Source organism: Spongisporangium articulatum, assembly GCF_044465595.1.
Lineage (GTDB): Bacteria > Actinomycetota > Actinomycetes > Actinomycetales > Kineosporiaceae > Spongisporangium > Spongisporangium articulatum.
In genome coordinates this window covers 120,411-135,469 of record NZ_JBITLV010000002.1, presented here as the reverse complement: position 1 = coordinate 135,469, position 15,059 = coordinate 120,411, and the positions used below count along the sequence as shown (strand labels likewise).

Sequence of the window (15,059 nt, the reverse complement as noted above, 5' to 3'; positions counted from 1 at the left end):
CACGCGCGTTCGTCGCTCACGCGAGCATCGTAGGGGTGCGGCAGACTGGCCGGTGTGAGCACACTGCCGGTCTGCACGTGGGCCCCCGACGAACGCGACGGGGCGCGCGGCCTGCCGGGAACGTTCGGCGGGGTCGGGCCGGTCGCCACCATCACGCCGGGCACCGTGCTCCGGACCCGCACGGTCGACTGCTTCGGCGGGCTGATCCGCTCGCCCGACGACCTACCCAGCCGCCTGCCGCCCGACCGGGTCTCCAACCCCCTCACCGGCCCGTTCCACGTCGAGGGCGCGCAGGTCGGCGACACCCTTGCCGTGCACGTCGTGCACCTGCGACCGCGCGGCCAGGGGGTGAGCACCACGTTCCCGCACTTCGGCGCCCTGACCGGTTCCTACTTCACCCCCACACTGAACCCGCCTCTGCCGGAACGCGTCTGGATCTACGAGTTCGACCTCGACGCCTGGACGACCCGGTTCGTCGCCGGCTCCGGCGCCCACGTCGACCTCCCGCTCGACCCGATGCTGGGCACGATGGGCGTCGCCCCACCGAACGGCGAGGCCCGCTCATCGCTCACCCCCGGCGAATGGGGCGGGAACCTCGACACCCCCACCCTGCGCGTGGGCACCACCGCCTACTTCCGCGTGAACGTACCCGGCGCACTGCTGGCCTTCGGCGACGGCCACGCCCGGCAGGGCGAGGGCGAGACCTGCGGGACGGGCATCGAGTGCCCGATGGACGTCGTACTGCTGGTCGACCTCGTCACCTCACCGGGGCCGGTCTGGCCGCGCCTGGAGACGGACGACGAGCTGTTCACCACGGGCTCGACGAAACCGCTGGAGGACGCCTTCCGCATCGCCCAGCGGGAGCTGGTCGGCTGGGTGGCCGGGCTGACCGGCCTGGACGAGCTCGACGCCTACCAGCTGCTGTCGCAGGTCGCGACGGCTCCGGTCGCCAATGTGGTCGACACGAACTACACGATGCTCGCCGGGGTGCGGAAGTCGTTGCTGGGCGCGCTGGCCCCGGCGGCCGCCTACGGCGGCGTGCACGAGACGTTACGGGGCCGCGCCCATCAATGGACGCGGGAGCGTGCGGCGTGAGGGAGCCGGCGGCCGACCTGCGCCGCATCGCGTTCCTGCTGGAACGGGCGAACGCCTCCACGTACAAGGTCAAGGCGTTCCGGACGGCGGCCGCGGCGGTCATCGCCCTCGACCCCGTCGAGATCGCGGGTCGGGTCGAGGCCGGCACGCTGAAGGAGCTGAGCGGGGTCGGCGACTCGACCGCCGGGGTGATCGCGGCGTCCGTCGCCGGTGAGGAACCCGAGTACCTGCGCAAGCTGGAGGCCGACGACGTCTCGTTCGCCGACGTCCCGCTGGACGACGCCGCCACCGCCCTGCTGGCCGAGTTGAAGGGTGACCTGCACACCCACTCGGACTGGTCGGACGGCGGTTCACCGCCGGTCGAGATGGCCTGGACCGCAAGGGAACTGGGCCGCGAGTACATCGCCCTGACCGACCACTCACCGCGCCTGAAGGTGGCGAACGGCCTGACCGCCGCCCGGCTGCGCAAGCAGCTCGACGTCGTCCGGGTGATCAACGAGCGGTTGGCGCCGTTCCGGGTGCTGACCGGCATCGAGGTGGACATCCTGGACGACGGCTCGCTCGACCAGGACCCGGAGCTGCTGGCCGAGCTCGACGTGGTGGTGGCCAGCGTGCACTCGAAGCTGGCCATGCCGCCCAAGGCCATGACCCGGCGGATGGTGACCGCCGTGCAGAACCCGCTGGTCGACGTTCTCGGGCACTGCACCGGCCGGATGGTGAAGCCGCGGGCGGGGCGCAACCCGCAGGGCCGACCGGAGTCGGAGTTCGACGCGGCGGCCGTGTTCGAGGCGTGCGCGAGCAGCGGGGTGGCGGTCGAGATCAACAGTCGTCCGGAACGGCTCGACCCGCCGAGAAGGCTTGTCACGCAAGCCCTCTCGGCGGGTTGCCTGTTCTCGATCGACACCGACGCGCACGCCCCCGGTCAGCTGGACTGGCGGCAGACGGGAGCGTCCCGGGCCAGCGCCTGCGGGGTTCCGGCGGAACGGATCCTGACGGCGTGGGACCTCGACACCCTCCTGGCCCACCTCGACGCCCGCACCTGACCTCCTCCCCGTTGATCATGCACGAACGCATGAAACAGGCATTGATCATGCGCAAACGCAGGCTGCGTTTGCACATGATCAACGTTTAGATGCTGCTTTTGCGCATGATCAACGCCGGGGCGGGCTAGAGGTAGAGCCCGGTGCCGCCGTCCTCGACCCGGGGCGCCGCGACGGCGTGGATGTCCCGCTCACGCAGCAGCACGTAGGCCGCACCCTGGATCTCGACCTCGGCCAGGTCCTCCGGGTCGTGCAGGACCCGGTCCCCGGGCTGCACCTGGCGCACGTTGGAACCAGTGGCCACGACGGCCGACCAGACCAGCCGGCGCCCCACGGAGGCGGTGGCCGGGATGACGATCCCGGCGGCCGAGCGCCGTTCGGCGTCGGCGTCCAACTCGGCCAGCACGCGGTCGTGCAGCATGCGGATCGGCAGCTTCTCGCCCGTGAGCGAGCCGCCGAGGCGCTGGTCGGTCACCGACCGTTCGCTCGGCGGCGCAGCCACACGACGACGCCGGTCACGATCAACGAGGCCGCGACCGAGACGACGACCCGTTCGATCCGCAGCTGACCGTCGGGCCCGTGGGTGACGGTCTTCGCCTTCTGCCCGACACCGCTCAGGCCGCTCTTGACCAGTGCCTGCGGCTTGGTGCGCGCCGCCAGCTCGTCGATGGTCGCGGCCAGGTGCTCGCGCCGGGCCTTGATCTCCTGCTCCAGCGTCTCCGCGTCGCTCGCCATCGCGCGCTCCCTCAGATCCCGAGCTGCTTGCGCAGCGAGGCCACGTGACCCGTGGCCTTGACGTTGTACTTGGCCAGTTCGACCGAGCCGTCCGGCGCGACGACCACGGTGGAGCGGATGACCCCGACGTAGGTCTTGCCGTAGTTCTGCTTCTCGCCCCACGCACCCCAGGCCTCGAGCACCTCGTGGTCGGGGTCGGACAGCAGGGGGAACGTGATGTGGTCGCGCTCGACGAACTTCGCGAGCTTCTCGGGCTTGTCGGGCGAGACGCCGAGCACCGCGTACCCCTGCGCGTTCAGCGCGTCGAGGCTGTCGCGGAAGTCGCAGGCCTGCGTCGTGCAGCCCGGCGTCATGGCGGCCGGGTAGAAGTAGACGACGACGTGCCGGCCGGCGTAGTCCCCGAGCGAGACCTCGGTGCCGTCGTGCGCCGTCAGAGTGAAGGCGGGGGCCTTCTCACCGGTTTCGAGCCTGGGCACGCCGTCCTCCTGAGGGGCTGGATCGTCCGAGGTCGGCCAGTCTAGAGGGGGTTCAGACGGTCGGCGTGACGGCCTGCTCCTCGGCCTGCTCGAAGGCCTCGTCGAGGTCGTCGCGGCCCTCCTTGAAGGGCAGGTGCGCGACCTGCCACATCATCCAGAACCACAGCGGGACCTCGAGCGCCTGGACGACGACCTGGCCCCAGATCGCGCCCTCCAGGCCCCAGAGCACGGCGCCGGCCGCCATCAGGGCGATGAACAGCGCACCCTCGAACATGGTCAGGAAGAAGGTCTTGCGAGCGTGCCCGCGGCCGATGATCACGGCGGCCGGTCCGACGCACGCGCAGGCGGCGAAGTAGAACATCCCCATCGGCAGGATGATCGAGCGCCCGCCCTCCCAGCTGTCCTGGAAGAGGGCATGGCCGAAGCCGTCCGGCAGGAGCAGCAGGATGCTCAGGTACACGCCGTTCATGGCCACCAGCAGCACGGAGATCGCGGCGCCGATCAGCATCAGCGAGCGCGGCGCCAGCCCCTTGCGACGGGAGACCTCGGGGACGGCGAACGTCATCACGGCGGTCTGCATGATCGGCAGCGGTCCGAACAGGACGGTCGCGGCCCGGATGGCCCCGACCCCGGCCAGGCCGATGATCTTCCCGACGATCAGCACCGAACCCTGCATCGCACCGCTGGTCAGCAGCGTCTGCGGCAGCTGGTAGACGATCAGGTCCCGGTGCTGGCTGACCCACCCGGCCGCCGCGGAGGGCTTGGGCACGACGCGCATCTGCACGCAGGCCACCACCACGCAGACCGCGGCCGCGCCGCCCCAGGCCAGCACGAGGTTCCAGGTCTCGGCCGCGTCGAACGCGATCAGCAGGCCGATGACGGTGAACTGGATGACCGCCCACAGGCCGTCGTTGACGGCGGCCAGCTTGGCGCGGCCGTCGGCGAAGAAGATCATCCGGGCGGCGTCCTGCATGAGCAGGAACGGCATCGTCAGACCGACCGCGATCAACGGCGGGCCGATCTGCCCCCCGAGCGCGATGCCGACGACCAGCGTGATCAGCCCGGCCGGGACGCCGAGCGCCGCGATCGTGCCCAGCGCACGGGCCGCGGCGACCCGCATCTGGGCCGGCGTCTTGTCGCTGTAGCGGATGCCCATCGTCTGCCCGGCGATGGCCCGCGCCACCCCGATCAGGATCATGAAGATCAGGAAGGCGACGCCGAACGCGCCGTAGCCCTCGGCGCTGGTCTTCTGCGCGACCACGATGCCGAGCACGACGTTGGTCAGCGAGGACAGCACCTGGTCGATGACGTTCCAGCTGGCCCGCCCGAGAAGACCCGCGAGGCTGCGCCCCCCGCGCGGAGGCGCCTGCGGTTCGGCGTCGGCCTGCGTCACGTCTCACTCAACCCTTCGTGGAAGATCGCCGCCCCGTCGTCGGCACGGCCCGAGAAAGCCCCGCGCGCCCCCGGGCGGGAATGCGACTCACAGTAACCGTCCGAGGGGGGCGCCCGACGCCAGATCACGGAAAACGGTGACGGCTACGACCCCATTGGGCCGGGGTTGGCATGCCCGGATCGGGTGACGATACGTAAGAGAGACACGGTTCGACTGTCACGTCGGGCGTGAAAAATGTACGTTACGAGACATGTTGACCGGGCGAACCAACGCACCGCAGATCAGCCGCCTGGGCGGGGAGATCGCGGTGCTGACGGTGGGCCTGCATGAGCTCAGCCCCCGTCTCTACGAAGAGTGGCAGAAGCTCTACGCAACGCAATCAGGCGTGGCCAACCCCTTCGCCTCCCCGGTGTGGGCGACGGAATGGCTCCGGCACTTCGTCCCGCGCGGCGACGCCCGGATATTCATGGTCACGGAACGCGACGCTCTGATCGGTGTTTCCCCGATGTATCTGGGCCAGGTCAAGATCGGCGGCCTGCCCCTGGCCCGTCGGCTCCTGCCCGTCGGGGCCGGTCAGACGACGCCGCTGGAGATTCCCTTCATGCTGGCCGCCCCGGGCCGCGACCGGACCGTGCAGAAGGCGATCGTCCGGCACACCGTCGGGCTCGACGTCTCCTGGTCGGAGATGGTCCTGACCCGCGAGCAGTGCTGGTTCGACCCGGCGATCGGCGACGGGGACGGTCCGTCGGCGACGTTCCACCGGCACCAGGGCGCCCGCGCCTGCGTGGTCCTGGAACTCAGCCCGACGTGGGACGAGACGCGGTCGCGGCTGAAGCGAAACGTCAAGGAGAGCCTGCGGCGGGCCCGGAACCGACTCACCAAGGACGGCCGGCCCTGGCGGATCGAGCACCGCACCGGGACCGACCTGACCCGTGAGGTCGTCGACGGCTGGCTCGACCTGCACCGCGCCCGGGCCGAGCAGACCGACACCTGGTCCAAGCACGGTGACGCCTACGCCGACCCTCACCTGCGCGCCTTCATGCGGCGTCTGCTGCCGAAGCTGGGCGCCGAGCACCAGGCCTCCATCGTCGAGCTGCACTTCGACGGCTCCGTGCAGGCGGCCCAGCTGGTGCTGCACGGGCCGAACACCATCTACTTCCACTCCTCCGGCTTCACCCCTGAGGTCTGGCAGTTCTCCGCGGTCACGGCCCTGCAGGGAGCGGCCATCGAGCGGGCCATCGAGCACGGCGACCGCTGGGTGAACTTCTCGCCGGGGCCCAACGAGGGCAAGCTGCGCTGGAGCGAAACGCTCCTGGGCATCGACGAGTTCGCCTACAGCGGCGCCCAGCGGGGCGCCGCCAGCCGCTACGCGACGTTCCTGCTCGCCAAGGACGCCCGCGAGGTGCGCCAGATCCGGCAGCACATCGGGCGCCTCGGCAACGACTGAGCCGCTCCACCCCTGACGCCGGAGGGACGAGGAAGAGCGATGCCGCAGAACCGTTCCCGTCGGCGTGCCCGCACCCTGACCGGCGCCACCGCGGTCGCCCTGGCCGCCGCCGCACTCGTCGCCCTGCCGCAGTCCGGCGCCGAGGCGGCCCCCGCCGGCCGCACCGAGACCCCGCTCGTCACGCACTCCCCGGACGACGACGTGGCCGTCTCGCAGGTCACCCTCGCCGCCCCGCTGCCGAAGGGCTTCGGGGCCCACCCGGCGGCCTGCGACACCCTCTCCTACCTGCGGTACCGCTCGGTGCGCGGCCCCGCCGCCCCGACCGCGGCCGACCGGGTGCTCGTGGCCCAGCCCGGCGCGCTGGCGGGGGCCGCCTCGCTCGACGGCATCGCCCGGCACACCGTCGAGAACGCCGCCGCCCAGGGAAGGTCCGTCGAGTTCTGGGCACTCGACCGGCGGGCCAACTGCCTCGACGACACGACCGGCCTGACCGCCGCGGTCGCCGCGAACGACCCGCAGGTGGCGCTGGACTACTACTACAGGGGTGCGGTCGTGAACGGCCGCCGGTTCGCCGGCTTCGTCCCGCAGAAACAGCTCGGCTGGCTGTCCAAGATGGGCGTGCAGCAGTCGGTCCTGGACTGGCACACGCTGCTCCTGCACGAACTGCCCGACCCCGCCTTCCGGGCCTCGAAGGTCTGGTGCGGCGGGCACTCCCTCGGCGGGCTGGTGACCGGCTTCTTCGCGGCCAGCGACTTCGACGGGAACCCGGCCACCACGGCGGACGCCGGGTACAACCAGTGCGCCGGCTTCTTCGCCCTCGACAGCCAGGTGGCGACGTCCATCGACGGCACCCTGCCCGCACCGGCCGCCGTCCCGGCTCTGGTCAGGGCCGGCCGGAGGGCGGTCGACGGCGCCTACGCCTCCGGGGTGCTGCCCCGGTCACTGGACATCCCGGTGGTGAACGCCGAGACGCTCAACTCGCTGGCCATCACCGCCGTGTTCGCCCAGCTGCGGCCCCAGGAGGTCTCGCCGGTGGCGACCTTCTTCAAGGGCAACCGCAACGTCACCACGGCCATGCGCTTCCTGATCTCCAAGGATGCGGGGGCCTTCCTCACCGGCCTCCCGTCGGCCTACGACTTCCGGTTCACCAACGAGGCCGCGCTCGGCGCACTGATGGACGACAACTCGCAGCCGATCGCCGCGCTGCAGGCGAGTGTCGGGTTCGCGACCGGCGGCCGGCTGGCCGCGAAGTCGTTCCCGACGGGCAACGACCTCCTGCGCATCCCGCAGCTGACCGGCCTCACCCAGCCGGTGCTCGGCACGGCCCGCAAGGTCATCCCCGACGACCCGGGCCCGCTGTGGGCGCGCGGCACCGGGCCCGTCTACCGGTGGTTGAACTACGACCAGGTCACCTCCGCCCACGGGAAGCCCTGGACCACACCGGCTTCCGAGGTGACCGACATCGGTGACCTGGCCCGCGACATGGCCGAGTACCCGCTCGACTTCACCGAGCACTACTTCCCGACCGCGATGTTCACCGACACGCTCCTGTGGGCCGCGGGCGACCGCGGCGTCGTGCCCACCGCCGTCCACCTCGACGAGATCGGCAGCCGGCCGACCTTCACGATCCTGGGCGCCGACGGTCTCGTCGTGCCCTTCCTGAAGGGGCGGACGCCGAAGGACACCCTGGTGCTGCCCGGCTACCAGCATCTCGACGTGCTGACCGCGGCGAAGGTCCAGAACGACGGTCGCCGCGAGCCGGGTGCCGCGGCGCTCACGAAGTACGTCCTGGCGCACTGACCTTCAGCGCAGGAAGTCGGCCACGAGCTGCGGCCAGGCCCTGACGTCGGCCGCGCTCGTGGCCATGTGCAACCGGGCGTCGGGGAGGGTGGCGGCGAGCTTCTCGGCGGTGCTGAGCGGGTGCACCGGGTCGTCGATCCAGGGCAGCAGGAGCACTGGATGCTGCAGCCCGGCCAGGGTTTGAAGGTCGGGCAGGTTCGAGCGGGCCGCGCCGCGCATCAGGCTGGGCAGAAGCGTCTCGGGCACCTCCACGGCGGGCGTCGCGCCGAGTTCGGCCACCACGGGCGGCAGCTCGAGACCCTGCATGCCCTCGGCGAAGGCGGCGAGCCCCTGCTGCTCGACGACGTCCGCGCCGGCCTCGTAGGCGTCCCGCTGCGCGGCCCGCCCCTCCCAGGCGGTCGGCGGGATGACCAGCACGAGCCGCCGGAACGCCTCGGGACGGCGGACGGCGGCGGTGAGGATGGTGGCGGTGCCCATGGAGGCGCCGATCGCGTCGACCGGCCCGTCGACCGTGTCGACGAGCGCCAAGAGGTCGGTGGCCAGGTTCGACCACCGGTAGTCGTCGGGTTCCGGGCGCCCGGTCGAGGCTCCATGGCCTCGAGCGTCGTAGCGGACCAGGGTGTGCGTCGCCGCCAGGGGCGAGAAGTCGAGCCCCAGGTCGAGTTCGGCGGCGCGGCTGGAGAGCATGCCGTGCGCCTGGACGACGACCGGCCCGCTCCCGTTCTCCTCGTAGGACAACGTCGCGCCCGGTACGGCGAGCGTGTGCTCAGAAGACATGAAACGGAGTCTGCCTCCGCCGTCACTGGCCCGCAATCGGGGCCAGGTGCGCCCGAATCGGTTGCCATGCGCGCGTTCCCAAGCATCATGGCAACCGATTCGGGGACAGGAAGCGTTAACTCAGCCGGTGACCGCCGTCAGCGCGGGGAGGTAACCGCCCAGGTAACCGGCGTCGTTCGGGTGCAGCGGCACCGGGGGCGCGCCGAGACCGGTGATCCACGGCGGCGTCCCGCACGAGCTGTGCCCGGCGAAGGCCGCCCGCACGTCGACGTAGGTGAAGCCGTTCGCAGCGGCCACCTCGGCCAGGCTGTCGTCGAGGAAGTCCACGCCGCCGTGCAGGATCTGGCGCTGCTTCTGGTTCAGGCTCGGCCCGGTCGGGCAGGTCGGGCCCGTCTCGAACAGGTAGGGGTAGCCCAGCAGGTACAGCTTCGCGTTCGGCGCCTTCGCCTTGATCTTGGCCGCGAGTTCCCCGGCCTTCTTCACGTACTGCGCCTTCTTGGCGATCTGCTCGTTGACGGCGCGCTGGCAGGCGGCGTCCCCCCGCGCCAGGCACTGGGCGACGATGCTGACGAAGCCGACGTCGTTGCCGCCGACGGTCATGGTGACCATGGTGGTGTCGGTCTTCAGCCCGCTCAGCTGCGTGAGCGTGACGGTGTCCATGGTGGCGCCACCGCAGGTCATGTTCGTGAACGAGGCCACGGCGTGCGCCTTGGCCCACAGCGGCGGGTACGAGTTCGGGCTCTTGGTGCAGGGGCCCGTCGCGCCCGAGGCTCCGCTGCCGGAGGAGTACGAGTCGCCGAGCGCGACGTACTTGATCGGGGCCGGGTTGGTCGGCGCGGCCTGCGCGGGGCCCCCGGCCAGGGTCGTGGCGGCCAGGACGGTCACCGGTAGGAGGGCTGCGGCGAGCAGGCCCAGACGTCGTCGTCCGTGCATGGTGATGCTCCTTGTCAGGGTGGGGCGGGCGGTCAGGGTCAGGTCCAGGCGTCGCACCGGTGGTCGGCCGCGAACGCGGCCAGGGACGACGGCGCGGGACCGGCCCCCTGCGTCGTCAGCTTGAGCAGGTTCCCGGACGACGCCTGCGGCCAGGTGGGCCGCCCACCTCCGTTGGGGTCACCGGTGCGGGCGAACGTCGTCCAGTAGCCGATCATCTGCCGGGAGAGCGCTTTCTGCTTGGCGTTGAGGATCGGCGTCGGCAGCGCCAGCGCCTTGTCCATCAGGTAGAAGAGCTCGGAGCCGTGGTAGCTGCGCAGCGGCATGAGCGGGTCGAGGTTCTGCAGCGGCACGTCGGTGTCGTCGAACTCGTAGGCGTAGGCCGCGGGGGCCGTACGGGCCAGGGACTGCATGGCCAGCGACGTGCTGCAGGCGAACAGGCCGTCGGTCCAGACGGTGCCCAGGGCCAGGTCCGGCGAGGCGATGTCGGCGTAGCGGGCCAGGATCGCGTCGGTCCGGTCGCCGAACACCTCCCGGACGTCGGCTTCGTAGCCGGCCCGGTCGACCCGCCCCAGCCCCTTCAGGTGGTGGAAGAGCGCGACGAACAGCCGCCCCTCGTCGTGGTTGCCGCCGATCAGCACCGGCACCTGATGCTGCGCCCCGGCCGCGAAAGCCGTTCCGGTGCCGGAGGTCTCGGTGACCCCGTCGACGACGGGACGCCAACCGACCGTCATCGACTCGAACCGGGCCGACGGCGAGGCGAGCAGCTGGGCGACGCTGCGCCCGCGCAGGCAGGTGAGCACCGCGGCGGCGTCCGGGCAGCCGACCGAGGCCGCGTAGTCGGCGCTCTTGGCTTGGGCGGCGGCGAGGTTCTCGCCGTCCAGGGTGGACGAGCCGCAAGCCCCGCTCTCCACGATCGCCTTGTGGAACAGGCCGGCCGAGGTGGGTGAGGCCAGCTGCTGGCAGACGCTGTTGCCGCCGGCCGACTCCCCGAAGATCGTCACGTTGCCCGGGTTCCCGCCGAAGGCGGCGATGTTGCGCTGCACCCAGCGCAGGCCCGCCTGCTGGTCGAGCAGCCCGGCGTTGGCCGTGCCGCCCGGCACCGACAGGAACCCGAACGGCCCGACCCGGTAGGACACCGACACGACGATCACGTTCCCCTGCGTGACCAGGGGCGTCGGGTCGTACTGATCGGTGGACCCGAGCAGGTAGGCACCGCCGTAGAACCAGACCATCACGGGGAGGTTCTTGGACTTCGCCTGCGGCGGCGTGCGCACGTCGAGGTACAGGCAGTCCTCGCTGGACGTGGGGTACCTGATCCCCAGGAACGGCACGGCCTGGGGGCAGGCCGGTCCGAACGACCGCGCGGACCGCTCCCCCTTCCACGACGCGGCCGGTTGTGGGGCGGCGAAGCGCCGGTTCCCGACCGGAGGCGCGGCGAACGGGATGCCCCGGAACTCCCGGTGGTCCAGCGAGACGACGCCCTGGACGACCCCCGACTCCGTCGTCACGTTCTCCCCCGGGATCAGCGAGAACGCCTGGGCGGGCGCGCTGCCCAGGAGGGCGGCCGCCAGGCCGAGCAGGACGGCGAACAGCACCGCCCGCCGGCCGGTGACACGTGGGCGGGGCGTGGGCACGAGAGCCTCCGTCGGCTGGACCGTCAGGACGCCCGGCTCGACCTGGACAACTGGTGGACAGCTGTCCACGGGCCGTCGCACGCTAGCGGATCGGCGTCGGCCGCGGAAGGGGCCGCCTCGGTGGCGGGAAGCGCCTGGTAGAAAACGATCGCGAGCCCGGCGAGCAGTCCGGGGCCGTTCCGGACCACCAGTGGCAGGAGCCCGTCATGGCCATCGAAACCCTCGGCGCCCCCTCCGGCCGTCTGGCGGCGGCCGGCCGCCGGGGAGCCTGGCTGGCCGTCCTGGTGGGTGGCGCCGCGGCCTACGTGGTCGTCCTGCAGGTCATGGTCTCCACCGAGAACGTGAACTTCTTCCCCTCCCTGCTGCTGATCGGGGCGATCACGGTCCCCATGGCCGTCCTCGTGTTCGCCGAGGTCAGCGGCCGCCGGATCGCCGCGGTGGCACCCTGGATCGTGGTCACGACGGCCATCGTCGGTGGGGTCATCGGCACCGTCACCGCGGGCGTCCTCGAGTACGACACCCTGCGCCGGCTCGGCACGGTCCCGATGGTGCTGGTCGGGATCATCGAGGAAGCCGCCAAGCTCGTCGTCCCCCTGGCGCTCTACCTGGCCCTCCGCCCGCGCGACCCGCGCGGTGGGGTCATCGTCGGCGTCGCGTCCGGCATGGGCTTCGCCACCCTGGAGACCATGGGGTACGGCTTCCAGGCGCTGCTGTCGGCCCACAGCATCGCGGCCGTGGACGACACGCTGCTCCTGCGCGGGCTGCTCTCCCCCGCCTGCCACATCGCCTGGACCGGCATGACGGTGGCGATGCTGTGGCGCATCCACACCAGCCCTCGACCGGGCCGCGCCCGTGCGCTGTTCGTCGCCACCTACCTCGTGGCGGTCGGTCTGCACGCCACCTGGGACGGGTCGCAGTCGGTGCCGGTGCACGCGGTGGTCGCCGGGGTCGGCCTCGTCGCCCTGCTCGTACTGATCCACCGCTCGCGCCACGACGAGCCGGCGGTGGCCTGAGCGGCCCTCGCCCGGCCGACGACGGCGCTGTCCTGGTGCGGGAGAAGGGACTCGAACCCTCACGCCCAATGGGCACAGGAACCTAAATCCTGCGTGTCTGCCAGTTCCACCACTCCCGCGGGAACCCCCACAGACTAGGCGACGTCGTCCCCGGCGGTGGCCTGCTCGAGGGCGGGCGCGGGAGCCGAGCGCGGGGCCGGGATGTCCGCGACGGCCGCGGACCCGGCGCCCGCCCCGACGGTCGCCCTCTCCAGCCGCAGCGCGTCGGCGATCTGGAACCACTCGGCGGGCCGGCCGTACAACCAGCCCTGGCCCCGGTCGGCCTCGATCGCGAGGCAGGACTCGGCTTCGAGCTCCTCCTCGATGCCCTCCATCACGACGCTGATCCCCATCTTGTGGGCCATCGCCACGACGCCCGACACGATGGCCGTCGTCTTCGGCTCGTGCAGCAGGCTGGAGGTCAGCGACTTGTCGATCTTCAGCACCTGGACGGGCAGCCGGCGCAGGTAGCCCAGCGCCGAGTAGCCGGTGCCGAAGTCGTCGATGGCCACCTTCACGCCGCGGCCGTTCAGTTCCTTCAGGGCCCGCAGGGCGGGGTCGTCCTCGGTCACCAGGACGGCCTCGGTCACCTCGATCACCAGCTGGTAGGGCGGGACGCCGTGGCGCGCGAGCTGATCGCGGACCAGGTCGGCGAAGCCCGGCACCCGCAGCTGGATCGGCGAGACGTTGACCGCCACGGTGGCCCCGGCCGCGAACACCCCGGCGGCGGCCGCCTGCTCGACGGCGTCGATCAGCACCATGGCGCCCAGCTCGACGACCAGCCCCGTCTCCTCGGCGATCGCGATGAACTCCACGGGCGAGATCTCGCCGAGCTCGTCGTCCCGCCAGCGGGCCAGCACTTCGAAACCCGTGATCCGGCGCGTCTTCAGGTCGACGATCGGCTGCGCGACGGTGCGGATCCGCCGGGCCGGGATCGCCGCCCGCAGCCGGCCCTCGAGCGCCAGCCGTCGCTCCCGGTCGGCGGCCACCTGGCCCGCGTAGACCTCGACGGAGTCCGGCCCCTCGGCCTTGGCCGCCCGCAGGGCCGCCCCGGACTCGACGAGGGCCGTCAGCTCGTGCCGGCCGGCCTCCTGGGCGGCCAGCTCGCCGTCGTCCTCACCCGGTCGCGCGGCGCCGCTGACCAGGCGCCCCACCCCGACACAGGCGGAGGTGACCAGCCCGGGCAACACGTCGTCCAGGACCCCGCGCAGCCGCGACTGGAGGAGGTAGGCCAGGGCCCGGCCCTCCTCGACCCCGCCGGGGGCCAGGACGGCGAACTCGTCGCCCCCGATGCGGGCCGGCATCGCATAGGGCGGGCACGACGTCCGCAGCACCCGGCCGACCGCGATCAGCAGGTCGTCCGCGGCACGGTGCCCGTACAGGTCGTTGATCTCCTTGAACCCGTCCAGGTCGAGGGTGAGCACCACCCAGTCGCCGGACCGGGTCTCGACGTCGGCGATCCGCTCGATCAGCGCCCGCCGGTTCGGCAGCCCGGTCAGCAGGTCGCGCAGGGCCTGCTCGCGCAGACCCCGGGTCAGCCACAGCTGCAGCAGCGCGTCGATACCCTCCCGGAGACCGAGCAGGACCAGCACCTCGGCCAGCAGCAGAATCGAGATGGCGTCGGGGTCGACGTCCGTGCGGCCGGTCATGCCGACCAGGATCAGCGCGACGACCAGGCCCGCCGACAGCTGCGACGACGCGGCGTCGCGGGCGTCGCGCACCGACGGGTTCTCCGCGGGCCGCCGGTAGCGCAGCACGCCGAAGGCGACCAGCGGAACCGCGGCGCACCACAGCAGCGCGGGCAGCACCTCGATCTGGAGCTGCGCGGGGCGCGGCGACGAGAAGACGACGACGATGTCGGCGGCCGTGTGCAGGCCCAGCCCGATCACCGCCGGCCACAGCCTCGTCCGGGGCTGCCGGAGGGTGGCCAGCAGGACCAGCGCGAAGAAGCTCGCGTCGACGAAGACCAGGAAGACGGACGCCAGCTGGTCCGACGTCCAGTCCCCCGAACCGTCGCTGAGCACCAGCTGCCAGGCGGCGAAGCCGGAGGCCCCACCGAAGGCGGCCGCGTCCAGGACGACGCGCAGCCGGGGCAGGGACTGGCTCTCGGAGCCGTGGTCGTTGCCCAGGACCGCGCTCAGCACCACGACCGTGCCGATCAGGCTCACGACGACGCCGGCCGCCGTCCAGGGCCCCGGATCGAGACCCTCCTGGCCCGCTCCCGTGATCAGCATGGCGCTGCCGGACAGGGTGACCCCCATCGCGAACCGGACGCGGACCGAGTCGGCCCCCGGGCGGCGCTGCAACCAGATGGCCCCGAGCAGGAAGATCCCGGCCAGCACCGTCTCTACCCCGGCGAACAGGACGAGGACCTCGCGGCCCTGGCGCAGACCGTCGCGCAGGTGCACGGCGAAGCTCTCCAGCCGGTTCGTACCGGCCTCGCCGACCTGACCGCGCAGCGTCAGCAGGACCATCGCGATCGTGCCCAGCATGACGAGCTGGGCCCACGGCCAGCGCCGCGGCAGGATCGGGGGGCCCGGCACCGCGCGCACGGGCAACGGCTCGGCAGGCGCGGGTGTCCCGGCCGCGTCGGACGACGCATGCCGTCCGTGACCAGGTTCACCCATGCGCGGGGGATCGGCAGGTCAGGACCCCGGCCTGAGCCCCACGGCGCATG

At 72.0% G+C, this 15,059-nt stretch carries 13 protein-coding genes and 1 tRNA gene; 5 read left to right on the top strand and 9 right to left on the bottom strand.

From position 1 onward, the window contains the following. Positions 1–63: 63 nt before the first annotated feature. A complete protein-coding gene (locus ACIB24_RS06830; protein ID WP_398278745.1) occupies positions 64–1,095 on the top strand; it encodes an acetamidase/formamidase family protein in 1,032 nt (343 codons plus the stop codon). Further along, entirely contained in the window at positions 1,092–2,138 is a 1,047-nt protein-coding gene (locus ACIB24_RS06825) for a PHP domain-containing protein (RefSeq protein ID WP_398277164.1), read from the top strand. The genes ACIB24_RS06830 and ACIB24_RS06825 overlap by 4 nt, the downstream gene beginning before the upstream one ends. A 124-nt stretch (positions 2,139–2,262) precedes the next feature. On the opposite strand, the gene ACIB24_RS06820 is transcribed toward ACIB24_RS06825, so the two are convergent. The 4 genes from ACIB24_RS06820 to ACIB24_RS06805 are packed head-to-tail and all read right to left on the bottom strand — an operon-like array spanning position 2,263 to position 4,739. Beyond that, entirely contained in the window at positions 2,263–2,556 is a 294-nt protein-coding gene (locus tag ACIB24_RS06820; protein WP_398278742.1) for a GroES family chaperonin, read from the bottom strand. Positions 2,557–2,606: 50 nt separating this feature from the next. Further along, on the bottom strand, positions 2,607–2,870 hold the full coding sequence (locus ACIB24_RS06815; protein ID WP_398277162.1) for a DUF3618 domain-containing protein: 264 nt from the start codon (positions 2,868–2,870) through the stop codon (positions 2,607–2,609). 11 nt (positions 2,871–2,881) lie between these two features. Continuing rightward, positions 2,882–3,346 (bottom strand): thioredoxin-dependent thiol peroxidase, encoded by a 465-nt coding sequence (gene bcp / locus ACIB24_RS06810; protein ID WP_398277159.1) that lies wholly within the window; start codon positions 3,344–3,346, stop codon positions 2,882–2,884. Between the two features lie 52 nt (positions 3,347–3,398). Then, on the bottom strand, positions 3,399–4,739 hold the full coding sequence (locus tag ACIB24_RS06805; protein ID WP_398277156.1) for a hypothetical protein: 1,341 nt from the start codon (positions 4,737–4,739) through the stop codon (positions 3,399–3,401). A gap of 250 nt (positions 4,740–4,989) precedes the next feature. On the opposite strand from ACIB24_RS06805, the gene ACIB24_RS06800 reads away from it, so the two are divergent. Further along, positions 4,990–6,186 (top strand): GNAT family N-acetyltransferase, encoded by a 1,197-nt coding sequence (locus ACIB24_RS06800; RefSeq protein WP_398277153.1) that lies wholly within the window; start codon positions 4,990–4,992, stop codon positions 6,184–6,186. Between the two features lie 39 nt (positions 6,187–6,225). Further along, complete coding sequence (locus tag ACIB24_RS06795; RefSeq protein WP_398277150.1) at positions 6,226–7,986, top strand: hypothetical protein; 1,761 nt, start codon at positions 6,226–6,228, stop codon at positions 7,984–7,986. Between the two features lie 3 nt (positions 7,987–7,989). Here ACIB24_RS06795 and ACIB24_RS06790 read toward each other — a convergent pair whose 3' ends face one another. The 3 genes from ACIB24_RS06790 to ACIB24_RS06780 all read right to left on the bottom strand — a co-directional run bounded on the left by ACIB24_RS06790 (position 7,990) and on the right by ACIB24_RS06780 (position 11,330). Next, positions 7,990–8,763 carry an alpha/beta fold hydrolase gene (locus ACIB24_RS06790; protein ID WP_398277147.1) on the bottom strand — a complete coding sequence of 258 codons (774 nt, stop codon included), beginning with the start codon at positions 8,761–8,763 and terminating at the stop codon, positions 7,990–7,992. A 120-nt stretch (positions 8,764–8,883) separates the two neighbouring features. After that, positions 8,884–9,753 carry an SGNH/GDSL hydrolase family protein gene (locus tag ACIB24_RS06785; protein WP_398277144.1) on the bottom strand — a complete coding sequence of 290 codons (870 nt, stop codon included), beginning with the start codon at positions 9,751–9,753 and terminating at the stop codon, positions 8,884–8,886. Further along, positions 9,735–11,330: a carboxylesterase/lipase family protein gene (locus ACIB24_RS06780; RefSeq protein WP_398277141.1), complete on the bottom strand. Its 1,596-nt coding sequence runs from the start codon at positions 11,328–11,330 to the stop codon at positions 9,735–9,737. The genes ACIB24_RS06785 and ACIB24_RS06780 overlap by 19 nt, the downstream gene beginning before the upstream one ends. 206 nt (positions 11,331–11,536) lie before the next feature. Between ACIB24_RS06780 and ACIB24_RS06775 the strand changes: the two genes are divergently transcribed. Next, on the top strand, positions 11,537–12,343 hold the full coding sequence (locus ACIB24_RS06775; protein ID WP_398277138.1) for a PrsW family intramembrane metalloprotease: 807 nt from the start codon (positions 11,537–11,539) through the stop codon (positions 12,341–12,343). Between the two features lie 33 nt (positions 12,344–12,376). Here ACIB24_RS06775 and ACIB24_RS06770 read toward each other — a convergent pair. Beyond that, positions 12,377–12,462: transfer RNA gene (locus ACIB24_RS06770), tRNA-Leu, on the bottom strand. A 15-nt stretch (positions 12,463–12,477) separates the two neighbouring features. Further along, complete coding sequence (locus ACIB24_RS06765) at positions 12,478–15,009, bottom strand: putative bifunctional diguanylate cyclase/phosphodiesterase (protein ID WP_398277135.1); 2,532 nt, start codon at positions 15,007–15,009, stop codon at positions 12,478–12,480. Between the last annotated feature and the right edge of the window lie 50 nt (positions 15,010–15,059).